Below are 17,049 nucleotides of genomic sequence, written 5' to 3' on the forward strand. Positions count from 1 at the left end.
CCCTCACGGGACGTGCCGCGGACGACAAGCCCTGCCGGGCCGCCGCTGCCCTCAGCGCGGCCCTGCCGGAGACGGCCGCTCCACCGTGCGCCTCTCGTCCGTGCCTCGCCCGTCCCTGTGTCTCCCCTCCGCCACCACCGTCTCCAGCATCAGGGTGCCGCCCGGCGGCGGCCACTCGTCGTCGAGGGCTACGACGAGGGACCAACGACCCGCAGGTCTGCCTCTTCGGCCCACGCCGCAAGGGGGACCGGCGGCGACATTGGGAGTGAGCGCCGCAGGCGCACGGTACGAGTCGAGCCGACCGGCCGGCGCGGGCACTTCCGCCTCCGCTGCGCGGGCCCCGAACCCGCGTGGAACAGTGGGAGAAGGCACGTCACCCATCCGCGCGCCGGCCGGTCGGCACTGGAGGGAAGCAGCTGTGGTGCCCGTACACGCACTCGACGAGAAGACCGTCACAGCACTGGTGGAGGACGCCGCGGCGGCTCCGTCCATGCACAACGCCCAGCCCTGGAGGTTCCGGTTCCACCGCGCCGACGGCGCCTTCCACGTGTACGCGGACCTCGACCGCTCGATGCCGGGCGCGGACCCCACGACCCGGGCCCTTCATCTGGGCTGCGCCGCCGCGCTGTTCAATCTGCGCGTCGCCGCCGCCCACACGGGCTGGACCCCCGCCACCGAGCTGCTGCCCGATCCCTCCGAACCGCGTCTGCTCGCGGTCGTGCGGCTCTCCGCGCAGGTCCCCGCCGAGGACGACCTGGCCCCGCTGTACCCGGCGATCCGCCGTCGCCGCACCAGCAGGCAGCCGTTCTCGGACGAGGCGGTGCCCGAGGCCATCAGGGACGGCCTCAGTGCCGCCGCCCTGCTGGAGGGAGCCCGGCTCGCGTTCCCCGACGCCTGGCACGTGCGGACCCTTCTGGACTCGGTCCGGGACGCCGAGGGGCGCGACGCGCGGGACCCGGCGGCGGCCGAGGAGCTGAGGCGCTGGGTCCGCACAGGCACGGAGGCGGCGCGCACGGCGGGCGACGGGGTACCGGACTACGCCTTCGGTCCCCTCAAGCACCACGGTCGGGCCCCCGTCCGTGACTTCGCCGGCCGGCAGCCGCTTCCCGGCCGTGCGACCGCCGCGTTCGAGAGCGCGCCCCAGCTCGCCGTCCTGGGTACGCGGGACGACCGGCCGAGGGACTGGCTGATGGCGGGGCAGGCCATGGAACGCGTCCTGCTCCAGGCCACCCTCGACGGGCTGGCCACCTCGCTCACCTCCCAGGCCCTCGAACGGCCCGAACTCCGCTGGCTCACCCGCGACCCGGAGTCGGCGATGGGTTTCGTACAGATGGTCATGCGGCTCGGCTACGGGCCGTCTGGACCGCCGACACCGCGGCGCCCGGTGGGCGAGGTACTCACGATCACCTGAATCGCGGCGGACGCGGCACGCGCGCGTCGAGGTGAACGCGCGCTCCCGCACCGCGCCGCGCAACGGGAGTTGTACGTTCTTTATATTCTGTACATAATCGCGGACGTGAGTGAGCCCTTGCGCCGCAACCGTGACTTCGTCCTGCTCTGGAGCGCCACGCTGGCTTCGACGCTGGGCTCCCAGGTCGCCTCCGTCGCGTATCCCCTGCTGGCGCTCGAGCTGACCGGTTCGGCCGTTCACGCCGGTCTGATCGGCTCCGCCGCGATGGCCGCCGGGCTCGCGGCGCGGCTGCCCGCGGGCGCCCTGGTCGACCGGTGGGACCGGCGTCGCACCATGCTGACCTGCCATCTAGTCAGAGCCGCCCTCGTCGCCGCCACCGTCACCGGTTCGCTGCTGGGGTTCCTCGACTGGCGGATGCTGCTGGGCGTGGCGGTGATCGGCGGTGCCTGCGGGGTGTTCTTCGAGCCGGCGGAGACGGCGCTGCTGCGGCGCGTGGTCCCCGCCGAGCACCTGCCCCGGGCCCTCGCGCACAACGAGGCACGCCAGTACGGGGCCACGATCGCCGGGCCTCCACTGGGCGGGCTGCTGTTCACCCTGGGACGCACCGTTCCCCTCGCCGGGGAGCTGCTGACCCACCTGCTGTCCTTCGCCGCCGTCCTCGCCGTCAGGACCCCGGCCGGCCCCGCGCCCGCCGCCGTCGTGGACCGCTCGCGCACCCTCCTGGGCGACATCGCCGACGGTCTGCGCTGGACCTGGCGCCAACGGTTCCTGCGCGTCCTGCTGGTGACGGCCACGGGGTTCGGTCTGGTGTTCTCCGCGCTGACATTCACCGCGCTCGTCGCCGCCCGGCGCAGCGGCGCCACACCGGCCGATGTGGGCGTGATGATGGCGGTCGCGGGGGCCGGGGGGCTGCTGGGGGCGCTGGCCGCTCCCCGGTTGCAACGACGCGGGCCCACGTCCGTGGTCCTGGCGATGTTCTGGACGGCCGCCGCGGCTGTTCCCGTGATGGCCGTCCGTCCCACCGCCTGGACCCTCGGACCACTGCTGGCGGTGGCCTTCTTCCTGACTCCGGCGGCCAACGCGATTCTGTACACGTACCAGATGACCATCACACCCGATCACCTGCAGGGCCGGGTGATCAGCGCTCTCGCGCTCATCGGCGGCGCGGTGGCCCCCGTCGGGCCGCTCGCCTCGGGGCTGGTCCTGGATCACTGGGGGGTGACGGCCGCCCTGCTGTCGATCGCGTCCGTCATGGCACTGGTCGCCCTGGGGGCGACCTGGAGCCGCACCATCCGTCGTCTGCCCCCGCTGGACGGCGCCAGGGCCGTACGGTGAGCCGGCCGGCCGTGCGGCGCCGCACGCGCCGCCGGGATCAGTCGGAGGCCGGGGTGAGCACCACGAAGTCCGCGTTCGACGGGTCGAGGCAGACGGCCAGACGGCCCACGCCCTCCGCGTCCACCGGGCCCATCTGCAAGCTGCCGCCGTTCGCGGTGACCTCGGCGACCGCCGCGTCGCAGTCGTCGACCGCGAAGACCGGGTGCCAGTACGGCCGCCCGTCCGCCAGCGCCAGATCCGCCGTGCCCAGTTCCATGAGGCCGCCCTGCATCCGCTCGTCGGGAAGCCCGGCGGGCGTGATGAGGGTGTACGTGCCCTCGCCGCCCGGCATCCGCATCTCGCCGAACCGCCAGTCGAAGACCTCGCCGTAGAAGTCCTTGGCGGCCGCGGCGTCGCTCGTGTACAGCTCGGTCCACGACAGCGAGCCGGGCTCATCGGCCAGTTCGAACCCGGTGTTGGTCCCCGGCTGCCAGACGGCGAACTGACCGCCCAGCGGGTCGTTGTACTGGGCCATCCGCCCCCAGTCGCCGAGGTCCCTCGGCGCCACGCGCACCGTGCCGCCCGCACGCTCCACCGTTCGGGTCGTGGCGTCCGCGTCGGTCACGGCGTAGTAGATCATCCAGGCGGAGCGGGCACCCTCCTCGGTGAGCTTGCCGAGTCCGGCGACGACCTTGCCGTCCTTGCGGAACATGCCGCCCTCCATGTCCTCCCCCTCCACCTCCCCCATGGGCTCGTACTCCCAGCCGAGCACCGCCGCGTAGAAGGCCGCGGCGGCCCGCACGTCGGGGGCACCGAGGTCGAGCCAGCAGGGGGAACCGGGGGTGAGGTCGGTGTTGATCACGGCAGGTCCCTTTCTCCAGTCCTGCGCATCACCCTGACATCCGGCGCCGAAGAGCGCGCGTCGACCGCCGGGCGGATCCGGCGCGCTTGTACGTCGCCGCTCGGCCACCCGAGGGCCTGACGACGCCTGGGTCGTACGGGCATGCCCCGGGCCGACGGCGGTCGCGGGCACTGGCCCATGTCGCCGCGGCGTACCTGCGTACGGGGCGGCGCGAGCAGGCGACGAGGTGGGCGCGTGAGTCGTCCGACGCCACCCGGCAGGACGCCGCGCTGGGAGAACCGCACCACCTACGCGAGTTGTGCACGGCTTTGGCCGAGTCGAACGCGCCGGACCCAGCCGTCGGGATCGCCCGGCCCATCGGCGACCCGGACGCGCGGGCCGACGCCCTCGTCGAGGCGGCCTGCGGTGCGGCCGGCCACGGCCTGCTCAGCGCAGGGGCCGGCATCACACGGGCGATCACCAATGGGTACCGGCGCGGCCGGTCGCTGGGCTGGGTCTCGTCCTTCGCGGCGCGGGCCGGCGTGCTGGAACTCGCCGAGACGCTGCTGCGGGAGATGTACAAGGCCGAGGACGAACAGCCCGCTCGCCCGCCGCTCTCGAACGACCACCGCAAGGCCGCCGTGTCAGCGCTGGCCAGGGCCCTCACGGAAGCCGGCCGGGACGATGCCGCGCTCGCCCTCGCCGAGTCCGCTCCGCAGCGACAGCCCACTGGGCCGTTCCACGGCCGTCGAGGCGCTGAGCCTCGGCCCTTGGCACCGCTGCGTGCACGCCACGCGCGCCACGGCGCCGCGGGCCCTGGCGGACGCGGTCCGCGCCGTCCTGGACGACGGCGGGGCGTGGCGGCGTCCTGCTCGCCGCCCCGGGGCAACCTCCCCGAGATCCGTGGAGATTGCCCCGGGGTCGTGTTCCGGCGCTCCCCCGTGGCGAGGAGCCGGCCGTCAGTCCACGACGACCCCCGCCCGCACCGCCGGGGCGCGTGCGGTGAGCCCGCCACCGAAGTTGCCCTCGACCTCCGCCTTCTCCGCCGCGTTCGGGTACGGATTCGTGCACGCGGTGCCCGCGCTGGACCCGGACATCAGGCTGGAGCACGGTCCGGGCTTGCGGTCGGGCAGGCCCAGGATGTGCCCGAGTTCATGGGCGGAGATGCGCACGGTGTTGTAGCCCTGGTCGACGGCCTGGCGTCCCATGTAGACGGTTCCGTTGCCCAGGGACGTGGTCAGGGCGCGCGGCCAGCCGTTGTCGGCGACGACCCGGATGTTCGCCCGTTGCCCGGCGGCGGCCGGACGCAGTTCGACGGCGTCGACGCTCTCGTTCCAGATCGCCGCGCCCCGGTCGACCGCGCTCCTGAACTCTGCGGAGCCGCCGGCGTCGTAGGTGAGGACGCGAACGGCGGCGGAGGTGTCCGCCGCGGTGGGGGAAGCGGCCACGGCCTGGCCGCCCGTGAGCGACAGGGACACCACCATGGCCGCCGCGAAGCCGCCGGCCAGTGTACGGATGTGCATGTTCGACCTCCTTGTGGGGAAAGGTAGTCGTGCTCATGACATTCTGAAGGTCACTGCCCGGTGGCGATGAGGGTCAATCCGGCAATCCGGAACGGCGCTCGGCCGGATACGGCGCGCGGCCGGATACGGCGCGCGGCAGGATACGGCGCTCGGCCGGAGCAACACCCGCGGCCGTCACGGCGATCGGCGCGACACGCCGACCGTCACCGAACGGGCCGCGGGCCGAAGCCGTCCGCAGCGCCGACACAACACCCCCTCCCCCCGACCAAGTCGAGACCCCCGTCGGTCAGGGAGTATCGACCCCCGCCCACGGCTCCCCCATGCGTTCGGCGTACGCCTTGGCCGCCTCGGGGCGGCCGGTGAGGTGCAGGAGCAGGGCCGCGATCGGGCCGCGGAGCTCTTGGCCGTCCCCCCTGGTCCACTCGATGTCGGTGGCGACGAGCCTGGCCTTCGGCAGGGGCCAGGGGCGCGGCGGGACCCGCATGGTCCACACCCGGTCGGCGGAGTCACGGGCGGCCGCCAGGGGCATCTCACGCGTCCGGCCCAGGGCGAGGGCGATGTCCTGGCCGTGGACGAGGAGGTCGAGGAGCGGCTCGCGGGGCGTGGTGGTGGGGGCCAGGCGGCGCGAGCCGACGATCGAGCGGAGGTTGGCGACGATCTCGGCGGGGGGCAGTTCCGCCTCGCGCACCGCGGAGTCGTGGATCATCCGGTTCCAGTTGCCGCGGGCCCGGAGCATCTCCCGTGCGACCTGCCGGGAGGAGAACCTGGCCGCGAGTGTCAGATGGGCGGCCACGTCGCGCACGCGCCAGTCCCCGCACCGGGTGCACGCCTCCCACTCCCCGGGACTCAGACCCTCCAGCAGGTCGGCCAGGGTCGTCCGCTCCCGGTCGACGATCCGCCACAGCTCCTCGGTGTCCAGCGCCGCACCCACCATGATCACCCGCTTAAGTGGTAAGCTTCTCTGACTAAAGTAGTCAGAGGCTCTGACCACTGTCAAGGATCCGACGGCGTCCGTGGAGGACAGCGGGAGCAGAGCCGGCAAGGGTCGGGAAGTGGGTCGACGGTGGTCGCGGAAAGCGAACTCAGCACAGGTGTCCTGCTGTTCCTGCCGTACCGGGCCCTGGAGAACCGCGTGTTCGCCGCACTGGCGGAGGCGGGCTTCGACGACTTCACCCCCGCCCAGGCCCGGGTCATGCAGCGCATCGGCCCCCAGGGCACCCGCCTCACCGAACTCGCCGAACAGGCGCAGATCACCAAGCAGACGGCGGGCTTCCTCGTCGACCAGTTGGAGAAGGCGGGCTACGTCACCCGGGTCCCCGACCCCACCGACAAGCGCGCCCGCCTGGTGTGCGGCGCGGCCAAGGCCCGGGCGGCCAAGGAGGTCGCCGACGCGGTCGTCGCCGAGGTGGAGAAGGAGTGGGAGCAGCACCTCGGCAAGCGGCGGATGAAACAGCTGCGGGAGGCCCTGACCCTGTTGAGGGAGATCACGGATCCGTGGAGCGAGAACCCCTGACGAGCGGTGCGGTGCCGACGCGGGCCCGCGGAAATTGAGCGGCCGGAGGGGGGATGCCATCCCTACCCTCGACCCCATGCGCCGAGAATCCGCCCTGTTGAACGTCATCGACGTGGAAGCCACCTGCTGGGACGGCCAGCCGCCGCCCGGCTCCGTGAACGAGATCATCGAGATCGGTCTCACCGTCGTGGACATGGCGGCGCGCCGCCGCGTGTCCCGGCATCGTGTCCTGGTCCGCCCCGCCCGGTCGACGGTGAGCGACTTCTGCACGGAACTGACCGGACTGACCCAGGCCGAGGTGGACCGGGGCGTCTCCTTCGCCGAGGCATGCCGGATCCTCGTCGAGGAGCACGGAGCCGGGGAGCGGCCCTGGGCGAGCTGGGGCGAGTACGACCGCCGGCAGTTCGCCCGGCAGAGTCAGGCCGACGGGGTGGCCTACCCGTTCGGCCATCCCACCGAGCGCGCCCACACCAACGCCAAAGCCGTCTTCACCGCGGCGTACGGACTGCGCAGGAAACCCGGCATGGCCCTCGCCCTGCGCACGGCCGGACTGCCTCTCGAGGGACGCCACCACCGCGGAGAGGACGACGCGTGGAACATCGCCGGCCTCGTCCTCGATCTGCTGGACCGCGGGGCATGGCCGGTGAACACCGCGGTCGGCCAAGGGTGTTGACGGCCCGGTGCGGTGCGCACGGCGTCCGGTGACGGCTATCCGGCCGCTCCCCGGCTCTCCGGGATCGTCTCCCACGGGCGCTGGCCGGTGCCGTCCGTCCAAGTGCGGAGCTGATCCCCGTCCACGCACACGATCCCGCACTGGTCGGCGTACTCCGCTGCGGGCGCCGTGAAGTCGCTGGTGGTGACCAGTACGGCCACATCGGCCTCGTGGACCGTGAAGCACGTGCCGCCGAAGCGCTGGAGGTCCTGGGAGCCGACCCGGTGCGACGCGGTGTACTGCTTGCACTGGATGACGACGCGACGCCCGTCCGGCGTCACCGCGACGACATCCGCGCCGAGGTCCCCGGCTCCTCCCACGACTTCGACGTCCGCGCAGCCGTCGCGCTCGCACAGGGCGGCGATCGCCTCCTCGAACCCCTCCGGCGTCAGGGAGTGGTAGTCGGGGGCGACCTCGACGGCCGGGCGCTGACGGGGGATCACCCCGGCCTCCAGTTCGACGGCCGCCTCCCTCGCGGCCTCGTCGAGCGCTGCCGCGGCCCGGCGCGCCGTACGTGCCACATGCAGCCGGCGCCGCAGGCCCACGAGGGCCGCGACGCCCAGGGCCACCAGGACGAACACCCACACGGGGCGCCTCTCGACGGCGCCGGCCACCATGCGGGCCACCAGGCTCAGGACGCCGATCAGCACGGCGAGGATGACGAAGAACAACGCGGTGGCGCGAAGGTCGAACCGGTGCCGGCGCTGCGCGGCCGACGTTCGACGCACGGGTACGGTCACGCCATGCCCCCCTCAGGACCGATGGGAAAGATCACTCCTCCCTCGTCTGCCCAAGATCGGGATCTTCAACGGCCGTACCGTGGCGCCCGACGAGTCGGCGGGGCGCCGGCCCGTGCGCGGCATCGTCATTCCGACCGCCGTCCCCCGTTCCGCGCCCTCCGCGTTCGAGGGCGTGCGTGCAGACCGACGGCGAGGGGGGCCGCGGTGAAGACGGAGGAGTACGTGCCGACCGCCAGGCCGATGAGCAGGGCGAGGGCGAAGTCGGTGAGGGCGTCGTCGGCGAGGACGGCGAGCGCGGCGAGGATGAGGGCCGCGCCCGTCCCGGTGTTGACGGTGCGGGGCAGGGTCTGCAGGATCGCCCGGTCCGTCAGGCGGGCCAGCGGTCCGGTGCGGTCACGGGCGAGGAGTTCACGGACCCGGTCGAAGAGGACGACGGAGTCGTTGACCGAGTAACCGATGACGGTGAGCAGGGCGGCCAGGAAGACACCGTCGACGGGCTTGCCGAGCCAGGCGAACACGCCGGTGAGGATCAGCACGTCATGGGCGAGCGCGCCGACCGCCGCCGCGGCGAACCTCCAGCGGAACCGGACCGCCAGATAGGCCAGTTGGGCGGCGAGCGCGAGGCAGAGCGCGATGAGCGCGTTGCGGCGCAGCTCGTCCCCCAGCGTGGGGCCGATCAGTTCGTCGCGGACCTTCTCCGCGTCGCCGCCGAGCCCGGCGACGGTCCTGGTGACGGTGGCCGTGTCGGTGTCGGTCAGGTCCCCGGCGCGGACCGTCAGCCGGGCGTCACCGGAGGACTGGACGAGCGCGCGCGGGAACCCGGCTTCGGCGAGGGCGGCGCGCGCCCGGTCGGTGTCCACCGGGGCGCTGGTGGTGTACTCGACGAGGCGGCCGCCCGTGAACTCGATCCCGAGGTCGAGGCCGCGCACGAGGATGCCCGAGGCGGTCACCACGACCAGGGCGGCGGAGACGGCCAGCCACCGGCGCGGGTGCCGCATCAGACGCGGGCCACGGCGCAGCAGACGGTCACGGACCCAACCGGTGTGCGCGATGCAGGTGATGCGGGGGCGGCGATGGACGGCGGGGCGGCCGGCGGCGTACTCGGCGAGCACCCGCGTGATCAACAGGGAGCTGAGCATGGAGGCGAGGACGCCGATGCCGAGGGTGACCCCGAAGCCGCGGACCGGGCCGGAGGCGAGGGCGAACAGCAGGCCGGCCGCGATCAGGGTGGTGATGTTCGAGTCGGCGATGGCGCTCAGCGCCCCGCGGAACCCGGCGGCCAGCGCCGAGCGGGTAGTGGGGCGGTCGCGGGTGGCGTGCTCCTCGCGGGCGCGTTCGAAGACCAGGATGTTGGCGTCGACCGCCATACCGATGGCGAGGACGAACCCGGCGAGTCCGGGCAGGGTCAGGGTCGCGCCGAGCGCGGCCAGGGCGGCGTACGAGATCAGCCCGTAGCAGGTCAGGGCGAGGGTCGCGAGCAGGCCCATGAGCCGGTAGACGGCGATGACGAACAGCGCGGTCAGCGCGGTGCCGATGACGGCGGCCCAGGCGGCCGCGGTGATCGCCGCGTCCCCGAGGGTGGCGCCGATGGTGCGCTGTTCGATGACCTCGACCGGCACGGGCAGGGCACCGCCGGAGATGAGCAAAGCCAGTTCGCGGGCCTCGGTGTCGTCGAAGGAGCCGGTGATCTGGGTGGTGCCGCCCGCGATGCCGGCGCCGCAGGTCACGCTGGAGGCCACCTGCGGCGAGGAGATGATCCTGCCGTCGAGGACGATGGCGATACGGCGCTGCGCGTCGCCCGGCGGATGGCAGGCGGCCTCGGCGGTGAGCCCGGTCCAGCGGTCGCGGCCGGTGTCGGTGAAGTCGACGGTGACGTGCCACCCGGTGCCGGTCTGCTGGTCGAGGCGGGCGTCGGCGCTCTCGACGTCCTGACCGGTCAGACCGGCGGCCTTCAGGCGCAGGGGCTGCCCGGTCTCGTCCGGCAGCACCCGCTCGGCGGCGCGATCAGCCGGAGCCGCGGCCGAGTCGGGGGCCTCGGCCGGGCCGAGGACGGCGTGCACGGTGAGGTGCGCGGTGCTGCCCAGGACGTCGGTGGCCTTCTTCGGGTCCTGGACGCCGGGCAGTTCGACGAGGACGCGGTGGTCTCCGGAGCGGACCAGGGTGGGTTCGGCGACGCCCAGCGCGTCGACCCGGCCGCGCAGTACCTCGACGGTGCGGTCGGTGGCCTCACGGTCCGCCTCGACGGCGGGCGTGGAGCGGGTCTCCAGCACGATCTGGCTGCCGCCGCGCAGGTCGAGTCCGAGGCGGACCGGAACGGTCAGCGCGACGGCGAGCGCTCCGGCGATCACCGCGAGCGCGAGCAGCGCGCGGATGCGCAGCGCACGGGTGCGCCGCACGTTGTGGGGGCGTTTCAAGACGGGCCTCCGGCAGGCATGCCGCGGCGGCCGTAGCGCTACCGCGACGGAAGGGGAAGAGGAAGGGGTGGAGCGGGGGGTGTGTCAGCTGCCGGCGGACGCTGGTGGTGCTCGGCCCCGGACCAGGGCCGACGGGCCGGGGCAAACGGCCGGGTGCGCGGAGGGAACGGGAACGGACGTCCCGTCGGGCGGGAGGACGGTGCAGTCGCGAAGGCCGGCGGCGTGGTGTTCCGGCGGTGCGGGGCGCTCGCCGAGATGTCCCTGCCGGGCCCTGACCTGGCCCGCGCAGTCGAAGGCACAGGGGACGTCCGTGCGGGGCTCGGTGTGCGCGTGCCCGGAGGACAGGGGAGGTGCGGAGGACAGGGGAGGTGCGGAAGACAGGGGAGGTGCGGAAGACAGAGGAGGTGCGGAGGGCAGGGAAGGTACCGCGGGGAGGGGCAGTGCCGCGGGCAGGGAAGCTGCGGCGGGCGGGGAAGCCGCGGGCGTCGCCGTCAGCAGAACGGCGAGCAGCAGCATGAGGACCGCTGCGGACCGGTGGCCGAAGGCCGGGACGGCGCGGAGTGCTCGGCGCATCGCACCGTCCCTTCTGGGTGGTCGGAGTCGGGCCGGTGCCGGTCGGCTGGTGGTCAGGGCTCGATGAGTCCGGCGCGAATGGCGTACCGGGTCAGCTCCAGCCGGTCACGCAGGCCCAGCTTCTGCAGCAGGTTGGCCCGGTGGCGGTGCACGGTCTTGATGCTGATGACGAGGATGTCGGCGATGTCCTTGGACGAGTGGCCCTCGGCGACGAGCTTGAGGACCTCCTCCTCCCTGGGGGTGAGGAGCTGGTCGGCGTTCTCCTCGCCGTGGCGGACCCGGTCGAGGTAGTTGCGGATCAGGGCGGTGATCGCGCCGGGGTAGAGGAACGGCTCGTCGCGCATCGCGGCGCGGCAGGCGGCGACCAGATCGCGGTCGGCTACGGACTTCAGCACGTATCCGCAGGCCCCGGCCTTGAGGGCCTGGAACAGGTACTGCTCGTTGTCGTGCATGGTGAGCATCAGGATGCGCAGGCCCGGCTTCAGGTCGGTCAGCGCGCGGGTGGCCTGGAGGCCGGTCATCCGGGGCATGGCGATGTCCAGGACGGCCAGATCGATGTCCTGGGCCCGGGCCGCCTCGATGGCCTCCGCGCCGTCCCCGGCCTCGGCGACGACCTCCAGGTCCGCCTCCCGCTCCAGGATCAGCCGTACACCGCGGCGGACGAGGGCGTGGTCGTCGGCGAGCAGGATGCGGATCGGCGTCGCCCCGCCCGTGGGAGACGCCGGGGCAGCGCCGGATGCCAGGGCCTCGACGGGTGCCGTGGCGGGGCCGGGAGGCGGGGGCGCGGCGGCTTCACGGGGCGGGGTCGGGTCGGACATGGTCACTGCTCTCCGGGGACGGGGTGGTGAGGCGGATCCGGGTGCCGGTGCCGGGGGTGGAGGTGAGATTGAGGGCGGCCCCCGCGAGGAGGGCCCGTTCGCGCATGCCGCGGATGCCGGCACCCTCGCACGGCGCCTCGATGCCGCGGCCGTCGTCGGCGATCTCCAGCACCACCGCCTCGCCCGCGCGGCACAGGCTCACCTCGACACGGCGGGCGTCGGCGTGGCGGGCCGCGTTGGTCAGGCTCTCCTGCGCCACCCGGTAGAGGACGAGTTCCGTCTCCGGCCGAAGAGCCGGCAGGTCGGTGGCGAAGCGGCGCACGACGTGCAGACCGGTGTGGGTGGAGAAGTCCTGGGTGAGGGAGGTGAGGGCGCTGACCAGGCCGAGGTCGTCCAGTACGCCCGGGCGGAGGCGGCGCACCAGGCGACGTACCTCGTCCAGGCTGTCCCGGGTGATCTCCTGCGCCTGCCGCAGCTCCTCGCGCAGCGGTTCGTCGGCGTCGTCCGCGGCCCGTTTGAGCACCAGCAGGATCGCGGTCATGCTCTGCCCGACCTCGTCGTGCAGTTCCTGGGCGATACGGCGGCGTTCCGCCTCCTGGGCGAGCAGCACCCGCGCGCTGGAGGTGGCACGCTCGTGCTCCAGCCGGTCGAGCATGGCGTTGAACGTGCGGATCAGCTCGCTCACCTCGCCGCCGGCGACGGGCACGGGCAGCCGCTGCCCTGGGCGCAGGAGGTCGACGGTGGCCATCAGCCGGGTCAGCCGGTCCAGCGGGGCCAGGCCCAGACGCAGCAGGGCGGCGTTGGCGACCAGCATGACGGCGAGCCCGCCCACCAGGATGAACGCCTCGGTCAGCAGCACCGGCACGGAGACGGTCACCGGGGCCCACAGCAGCAGCGCCGTCGCGGTGCCCAGCACCAGGGCGTTGAGCCCGAAGATCCGCCAGAACAGCGACACCGGGGAAACACCTCCCTCCACCACGCAGAGCCTTTGATAGTGACCGCTCCCACTCCACTTTGCCTTGAGATCCAGGAGGAAGCGAGGGGGATCGGTACCCATATCGGAGGTCGAGAGATACCCATGCGTGTGGATACCGCGCCCCCGGGGAAATGGGGCCCGCGCCCGATGGGCTTTCGGCGTACGCACGGCAAGAGTCGAAGGTGACCACGCCCGACCCCCTTCGGAAGGACCCTTCCCGTGCCCCTGGACACCTCCCGGACCGATCCCCGCCCCGCACGACTGACCGCCCACGACGCGCGCCGGCGTCTCGAACACGCCCGCAGCAGCCGGCTCGCCCAGCTCCAGGCCCTGCGCGACGGCGGGCAGAGCGCGGAGGACCCCCTGATGTCGGCGCAGGCCGAGGCGATCGGGAAGGTCCTCAAGGAGATCGACGCGGCGTTCGACCGCGTCGACGACGGTACCTACGGCATGTGCGTGGGCTGCTCCGCGCCCGTCCCCGTCGAACGCCTGGAGATCCTCCCGTACACGCGGTACTGCGTCGCCTGCCAGCGTCGCGCCGCCGTCTGACCCATCGCACCGTCCCGCCCGTTCCTGTCCCGCCCTGCTCCCGAGGGGTGAAGTGGTGAACCACCAGACCATCGGCGACCCGGTCACGCATCTGTCGCCCGAGGACCTCGCCGCGCTGAGCGAGAACCTGCGCGAGCAACTCCTGTTCCGCCGGGAACAGCTGCGGCAGATCGCCGCGACGTCCCGTGCCGAGGACGCGCGACGCCGCACCTGCCCGGCGCAGGCCGAGGTGCATGTGAAGCTCGCCGCCTCCGCGCGCATGGTCCTCGCCGATGTCGAGGCGGCGCTGCGGCGCATCGCCGAGGGCCGCTACGGCGTCTGCCACCTGTGCCGGAGCCCCATCGACCGCGAACGCCTGATGGTCGTACCGCAGGCGCGCTACTGCGGCCGGTGCCAGCAGGTGAGGGAGGGCGGACGATGACCGTCGTCCGCCGTGTGCGGGCCGCCTCCCCGACCGGGCACCGGCCCTGGCCGCGGTGCCGGCGGTGCTGCGGCCTCGCCCTCGACCTGGGCAGCCTGCGCACCCGCGCCTGGGTCGCCGGTCGCGGCCTGGTCCTCGACGTGCCCACCGCCACCCGTCAGGGCGCCGACGCGGTGCCTCCGGTCCGGCGCGGCACGATCGTGGACGTCCCGGGTACGGCCCGCATGCTCGACCGGCTGCTCGGTCACCGCCTGCCCCGTGCCGCCCGCCCCCTGGTGGTGGTCACGACACCCGTGCTGGACGGCCCCGCCCACCGGGAACGGGCCCGCGCCGCCGTGGAGGTGCTGCGGCCGCGCGCCGTGCTGACCGTGCCCACGGCCCGCGCCGTCGCCCTGGCCGCCCGAGCCGACCTGTCGCACCCGTTGCTGGTTGTGGACATCGGTGCCCGTCTCACCGAGGTCGTCCTCCTCTGCGACGGTCTCGTCCTCGACGCCCACCGTGCGGTCCTGGGCACCGCCGACATCCCCCGCGCCGGTGATCCCGGGGAGATCGTCGAGGCGATCACCGTCATGGTCACCTCGATGCTCCGGCAGGACCGCACCTCGCTCACGGCCGACGCCCTCAGTCGGGGCATGCTCCTGGCCGGGGGCGGAGCGCTGCGCCCCGACATCACCTACCGGCTCAGAGGCGGTCCGCACGCCTCGGTGCGGGTGGTCCCCGCTCCGCACACGGCCGCCCTCCGCGGCGCCGCCGTCATCCTGCGGTCCGCGCACTTCCACCCTTCGGTCGGCAGCGCATAGTTCGGCGCAGACGCAGACGCAGACGCAGACGCAGACGCAGACGCAGACGCAGACGCAGACGCAGGCGCAGGGGCAGGGGCAGACGCAGGGGCAGGGGCATCGCCGTGCCGCCGGCCGCCGGCCGCCGGGCGGCGGTGCGCCCGGCGGCCGTCAGCGGCAGCGTCAGCGACAACGGCAGCGGCAGCGGCGATGAAGGTGGCGGTGGCTCACCAGGTGTGGGCCACGTCCACCACGAGACGCCCGTCGAACTGCAGCACGCGGAAGGGGAGACGGGCGCGCACCCCGAGTCCGAACTGCGTCTGGCCCTCGAAGGAGCCGCCGAACTTCGCGTCCCTGAAGGTGCTGTACCCGGTGAGGTTCACACCCGGCAGCGGCTTGCCCACCTTGCCGGGGTACGTGGGAGCGCCGGAGTCGTAGGCGGGCGCCCGCACGATCACCTCCAGGACGGCGCCGCCGCTGACCGGGATGGGCTCGCCGGTCGGGTCCTGGATCAGTCGGTCGACGTACTGCACGGTGTAGCCGAGCTGGTCGGCGGACGCGCCCGGGACGTCGACGACGAACCGGTCGTAGCAGTCGTGGCGGCCGGTCCTGGCGTTCGTGATGTACTCGCCCGACGTGCTGGACCAGTCCGTCTTGGCGAGGCTGCCCCAGCCGGTCGGGCACGCCGCCGCCGTCCGCGGAGCCGCGGCCGGTGCGGCAGCGCTCGGCATCGCGGCCGCGCCCAGTGCGGCGGTCACGAGGACCGCGGTCACGCAGACAGTTCTTCTTCTAGTCATTCTGTTCCCCCCAAGGGTGCGAATGTCCGACATCAGGGGAGACATTCGGATCGGCCGGACGGTTGCACTCCTTTCCCGGAAAGTGGAGATCCGGCCGTCCGGATAGGGAGCGCCTGTGGGTCACCGCGGGCGACTTGGTGCCTACCGGAAGGCCGCGACGTGGTTCCGGGCCCAGTCGCCGAACGTGCGCGGCGGACGGCCCAGGATCTGCTCGACAGTGGGGCTGACGCGCTGCTCGGCGGGGGTGGGGTCCCCCAGGATCGCCAGCGTCGTCTCCACGACGGGCTCGGGCATGAAGCGCAGCATCTGCGCGCGGGCCTCCTCGCGGGTCTGCTCGACGAACCGGACGGGCTCGCCGAGCGCGTCGGCCAGCGCCTCGGCCCGCCGGCGGGGCGTGGTGGGCTCGGGTCCGGTCAACTCGTGGATCCGGTCGGCGTGGTGGTCGTCCCGCAGGGCCGCGGCGGCGACCTCGGCGATGTCGTCCGGGTCGACGGTCGGCAGGCCGACGTCGGCGAAGGGCGCGCTGACCGTCCTTCGGGCGCGGACCGACTCGGCCCAGGCGTAGGCGTTGGAGTGGAAGCCGCCGGGTCGCAGGATCGTCCAGGCCAGGTCCGATTCCCGGACGGCGTCCTCGATGTCGCGCGCGATGTCGCCGTGGGAGACCGACCCGGGTCGGGTCGCGACGCCCTGGGAGGACAGCAGGACGACCCTTGCGACGCCGCCCGCCTTGGCGACGTCCAGGATGTCCCGGGGGCTCAGCAGGTGCGCGCCGGCGCCGCCGTTCTGGAGGAACAGCGCGTCGGCTCCGTCGAACACGGGCCGAAGGCTCTCGGGGTCGGCGAGGTCGGCCCGCGCCCACCGGACGTTCTCCGGCACGTCGGCGTCCGTGATCCCGCGGGAAGTCGCGGTCACCGGAGCACCGGACGCCGCGAGGACCCGTACGAGCGATCGGCCCACGTTGCCGGTCGCCCCCGTCACAACGAACATGAACAACTCCCTTGTCGTTGGGGCATGGTGGTGGCCGCCCCAGTGGGCGGACCGTCGTCCGGGAGGTGCTCTCCGGGCGACACGGGGGACGCTAACAGCGTCGGTATAGTAGGTACCTAGAGGAAAGTGGCTATTCCAAAGGGGAGTTGATGGCCGGTAACGCGGACTGGGCGGCTTCCGCCGCGACCGACCCGGAGCTCGCCTGTCCGACCAGCGCGGTCATCGACATCGTGTTCAGCCGGTGGACCACACCGATCCTGTGGGCCCTGCACACGGAGGGCCGGCAACGCTTCGTCGAACTGCAGCGCCGGATCGGCACGATCACACCGAAGGTGCTGACCCAGCGGCTGCGGCAGTTGGAACGCGACGGCCTGGTCGTGCGCACCTACCACCCGGAGGTGCCCCCGAGGGTCGAGTACGAGATCACCGACCTGGGCCGCAGCCTGGCTCCGCTCTTCGCCCACCTCGCCCAGTGGGCGGCCGGCAATCTGGACAGGGTCGAACAGGCCCGCCACGCCTTCGACGCGGATCCGCCCCGGTAGCGACACGGATCCGCTCCGGTGGCACGCCGAAGCAGGGGCCTCGACCGCTAGACGAGTAAGTCCGAAGTCTTGGTCAGTGGTCGTAGGCGGTCAGCGATCGGGGGATGGCTCGGCCCGTGTTGCGGTTGTGCCAGATGGC

Annotated in this window: 17 protein-coding genes; 8 read left to right on the top strand and 9 right to left on the bottom strand. The window is 73.2% G+C overall.

Annotated elements, in window-relative coordinates:
• Positions 1-421 precede the first annotated feature (421 nt).
• The gene (locus tag ACZ4Z2_RS35750; protein WP_468081810.1) at positions 422-1,411 is read left to right on the top strand and encodes an Acg family FMN-binding oxidoreductase; all 990 of its coding nucleotides are present in this window, start codon (positions 422-424) and stop codon (positions 1,409-1,411) included.
• Between the two features lie 105 nt (positions 1,412-1,516).
• Positions 1,517-2,746 (top strand): MFS transporter, encoded by a 1,230-nt coding sequence (locus ACZ4Z2_RS35755; RefSeq protein ID WP_468081812.1) that lies wholly within the window; start codon positions 1,517-1,519, stop codon positions 2,744-2,746.
• Between the two features lie 37 nt (positions 2,747-2,783).
• Here ACZ4Z2_RS35755 and ACZ4Z2_RS35760 read toward each other — a convergent pair whose 3' ends face one another.
• From ACZ4Z2_RS35760 to ACZ4Z2_RS35770, 3 genes are all read right to left on the bottom strand, one after another.
• Positions 2,784-3,587: a VOC family protein gene (locus ACZ4Z2_RS35760; protein ID WP_468081813.1), complete on the bottom strand. Its 804-nt coding sequence runs from the start codon at positions 3,585-3,587 to the stop codon at positions 2,784-2,786.
• A 938-nt stretch (positions 3,588-4,525) separates the two neighbouring features.
• The gene (locus ACZ4Z2_RS35765; RefSeq protein ID WP_468081814.1) at positions 4,526-5,089 is read right to left on the bottom strand and encodes a snapalysin family zinc-dependent metalloprotease; all 564 of its coding nucleotides are present in this window, start codon (positions 5,087-5,089) and stop codon (positions 4,526-4,528) included.
• Between the two features lie 286 nt (positions 5,090-5,375).
• On the bottom strand, positions 5,376-6,023 hold the full coding sequence (locus ACZ4Z2_RS35770; protein WP_468081834.1) for a maleylpyruvate isomerase family mycothiol-dependent enzyme: 648 nt from the start codon (positions 6,021-6,023) through the stop codon (positions 5,376-5,378).
• A 129-nt stretch (positions 6,024-6,152) separates the two neighbouring features.
• Between ACZ4Z2_RS35770 and ACZ4Z2_RS35775 the strand changes: the two genes are divergently transcribed.
• The gene (locus ACZ4Z2_RS35775) at positions 6,153-6,602 is read left to right on the top strand and encodes a MarR family winged helix-turn-helix transcriptional regulator (RefSeq protein WP_468081816.1); all 450 of its coding nucleotides are present in this window, start codon (positions 6,153-6,155) and stop codon (positions 6,600-6,602) included.
• 76 nt (positions 6,603-6,678) lie between these two features.
• Positions 6,679-7,275 carry a 3'-5' exonuclease gene (locus ACZ4Z2_RS35780; protein ID WP_468081817.1) on the top strand — a complete coding sequence of 199 codons (597 nt, stop codon included), beginning with the start codon at positions 6,679-6,681 and terminating at the stop codon, positions 7,273-7,275.
• A 35-nt stretch (positions 7,276-7,310) separates the two neighbouring features.
• On the opposite strand, the gene ACZ4Z2_RS35785 is transcribed toward ACZ4Z2_RS35780, so the two are convergent.
• From ACZ4Z2_RS35785 to ACZ4Z2_RS35800, 4 genes are all read right to left on the bottom strand, one after another.
• Complete coding sequence (locus ACZ4Z2_RS35785; protein WP_468081819.1) at positions 7,311-8,054, bottom strand: restriction endonuclease; 744 nt, start codon at positions 8,052-8,054, stop codon at positions 7,311-7,313.
• Positions 8,055-8,179: 125 nt separating this feature from the next.
• Positions 8,180-10,468, bottom strand: coding sequence for a protein translocase subunit SecD (gene secD / locus ACZ4Z2_RS35790; RefSeq protein WP_468081820.1), 2,289 nt, complete (start codon positions 10,466-10,468; stop codon positions 8,180-8,182).
• A gap of 626 nt (positions 10,469-11,094) precedes the next feature.
• Positions 11,095-11,859 carry a response regulator gene (locus ACZ4Z2_RS35795; protein WP_468081821.1) on the bottom strand — a complete coding sequence of 255 codons (765 nt, stop codon included), beginning with the start codon at positions 11,857-11,859 and terminating at the stop codon, positions 11,095-11,097.
• A complete protein-coding gene (locus ACZ4Z2_RS35800) occupies positions 11,834-12,814 on the bottom strand; it encodes a HAMP domain-containing sensor histidine kinase (protein WP_468081823.1) in 981 nt (326 codons plus the stop codon). The genes ACZ4Z2_RS35795 and ACZ4Z2_RS35800 overlap by 26 nt, the downstream gene beginning before the upstream one ends.
• 240 nt (positions 12,815-13,054) lie before the next feature.
• On the opposite strand from ACZ4Z2_RS35800, the gene ACZ4Z2_RS35805 reads away from it, so the two are divergent.
• From ACZ4Z2_RS35805 to ACZ4Z2_RS35815, 3 genes are read left to right on the top strand one after another with little or no spacing between them, the layout of a single operon-like run.
• A complete protein-coding gene (locus ACZ4Z2_RS35805) occupies positions 13,055-13,384 on the top strand; it encodes a TraR/DksA family transcriptional regulator (RefSeq protein ID WP_468081824.1) in 330 nt (109 codons plus the stop codon).
• A 52-nt stretch (positions 13,385-13,436) separates the two neighbouring features.
• Positions 13,437-13,805, top strand: a complete 369-nt coding sequence (locus ACZ4Z2_RS35810; protein ID WP_468081826.1) for a TraR/DksA family transcriptional regulator — start codon at positions 13,437-13,439, stop codon at positions 13,803-13,805.
• Entirely contained in the window at positions 13,802-14,605 is an 804-nt protein-coding gene (locus ACZ4Z2_RS35815; RefSeq protein ID WP_468081827.1) for a rod shape-determining protein, read from the top strand. The genes ACZ4Z2_RS35810 and ACZ4Z2_RS35815 overlap by 4 nt, the downstream gene beginning before the upstream one ends.
• 206 nt (positions 14,606-14,811) lie before the next feature.
• On the opposite strand, the gene ACZ4Z2_RS35820 is transcribed toward ACZ4Z2_RS35815, so the two are convergent.
• Positions 14,812-15,381 carry an AMIN-like domain-containing (lipo)protein gene (locus tag ACZ4Z2_RS35820; RefSeq protein ID WP_468081828.1) on the bottom strand — a complete coding sequence of 190 codons (570 nt, stop codon included), beginning with the start codon at positions 15,379-15,381 and terminating at the stop codon, positions 14,812-14,814.
• A 141-nt stretch (positions 15,382-15,522) separates the two neighbouring features.
• A complete protein-coding gene (locus ACZ4Z2_RS35825; RefSeq protein ID WP_468081830.1) occupies positions 15,523-16,368 on the bottom strand; it encodes an SDR family oxidoreductase in 846 nt (281 codons plus the stop codon).
• A 149-nt stretch (positions 16,369-16,517) separates the two neighbouring features.
• On the opposite strand from ACZ4Z2_RS35825, the gene ACZ4Z2_RS35830 reads away from it, so the two are divergent.
• Positions 16,518-16,910, top strand: a complete 393-nt coding sequence (locus ACZ4Z2_RS35830) for a winged helix-turn-helix transcriptional regulator (RefSeq protein ID WP_468081831.1) — start codon at positions 16,518-16,520, stop codon at positions 16,908-16,910.
• The last annotated feature ends 139 nt before the right edge of the window (positions 16,911-17,049 follow it).

The organism is Streptomyces sp. NPDC030183 (genome assembly GCF_055573455.1).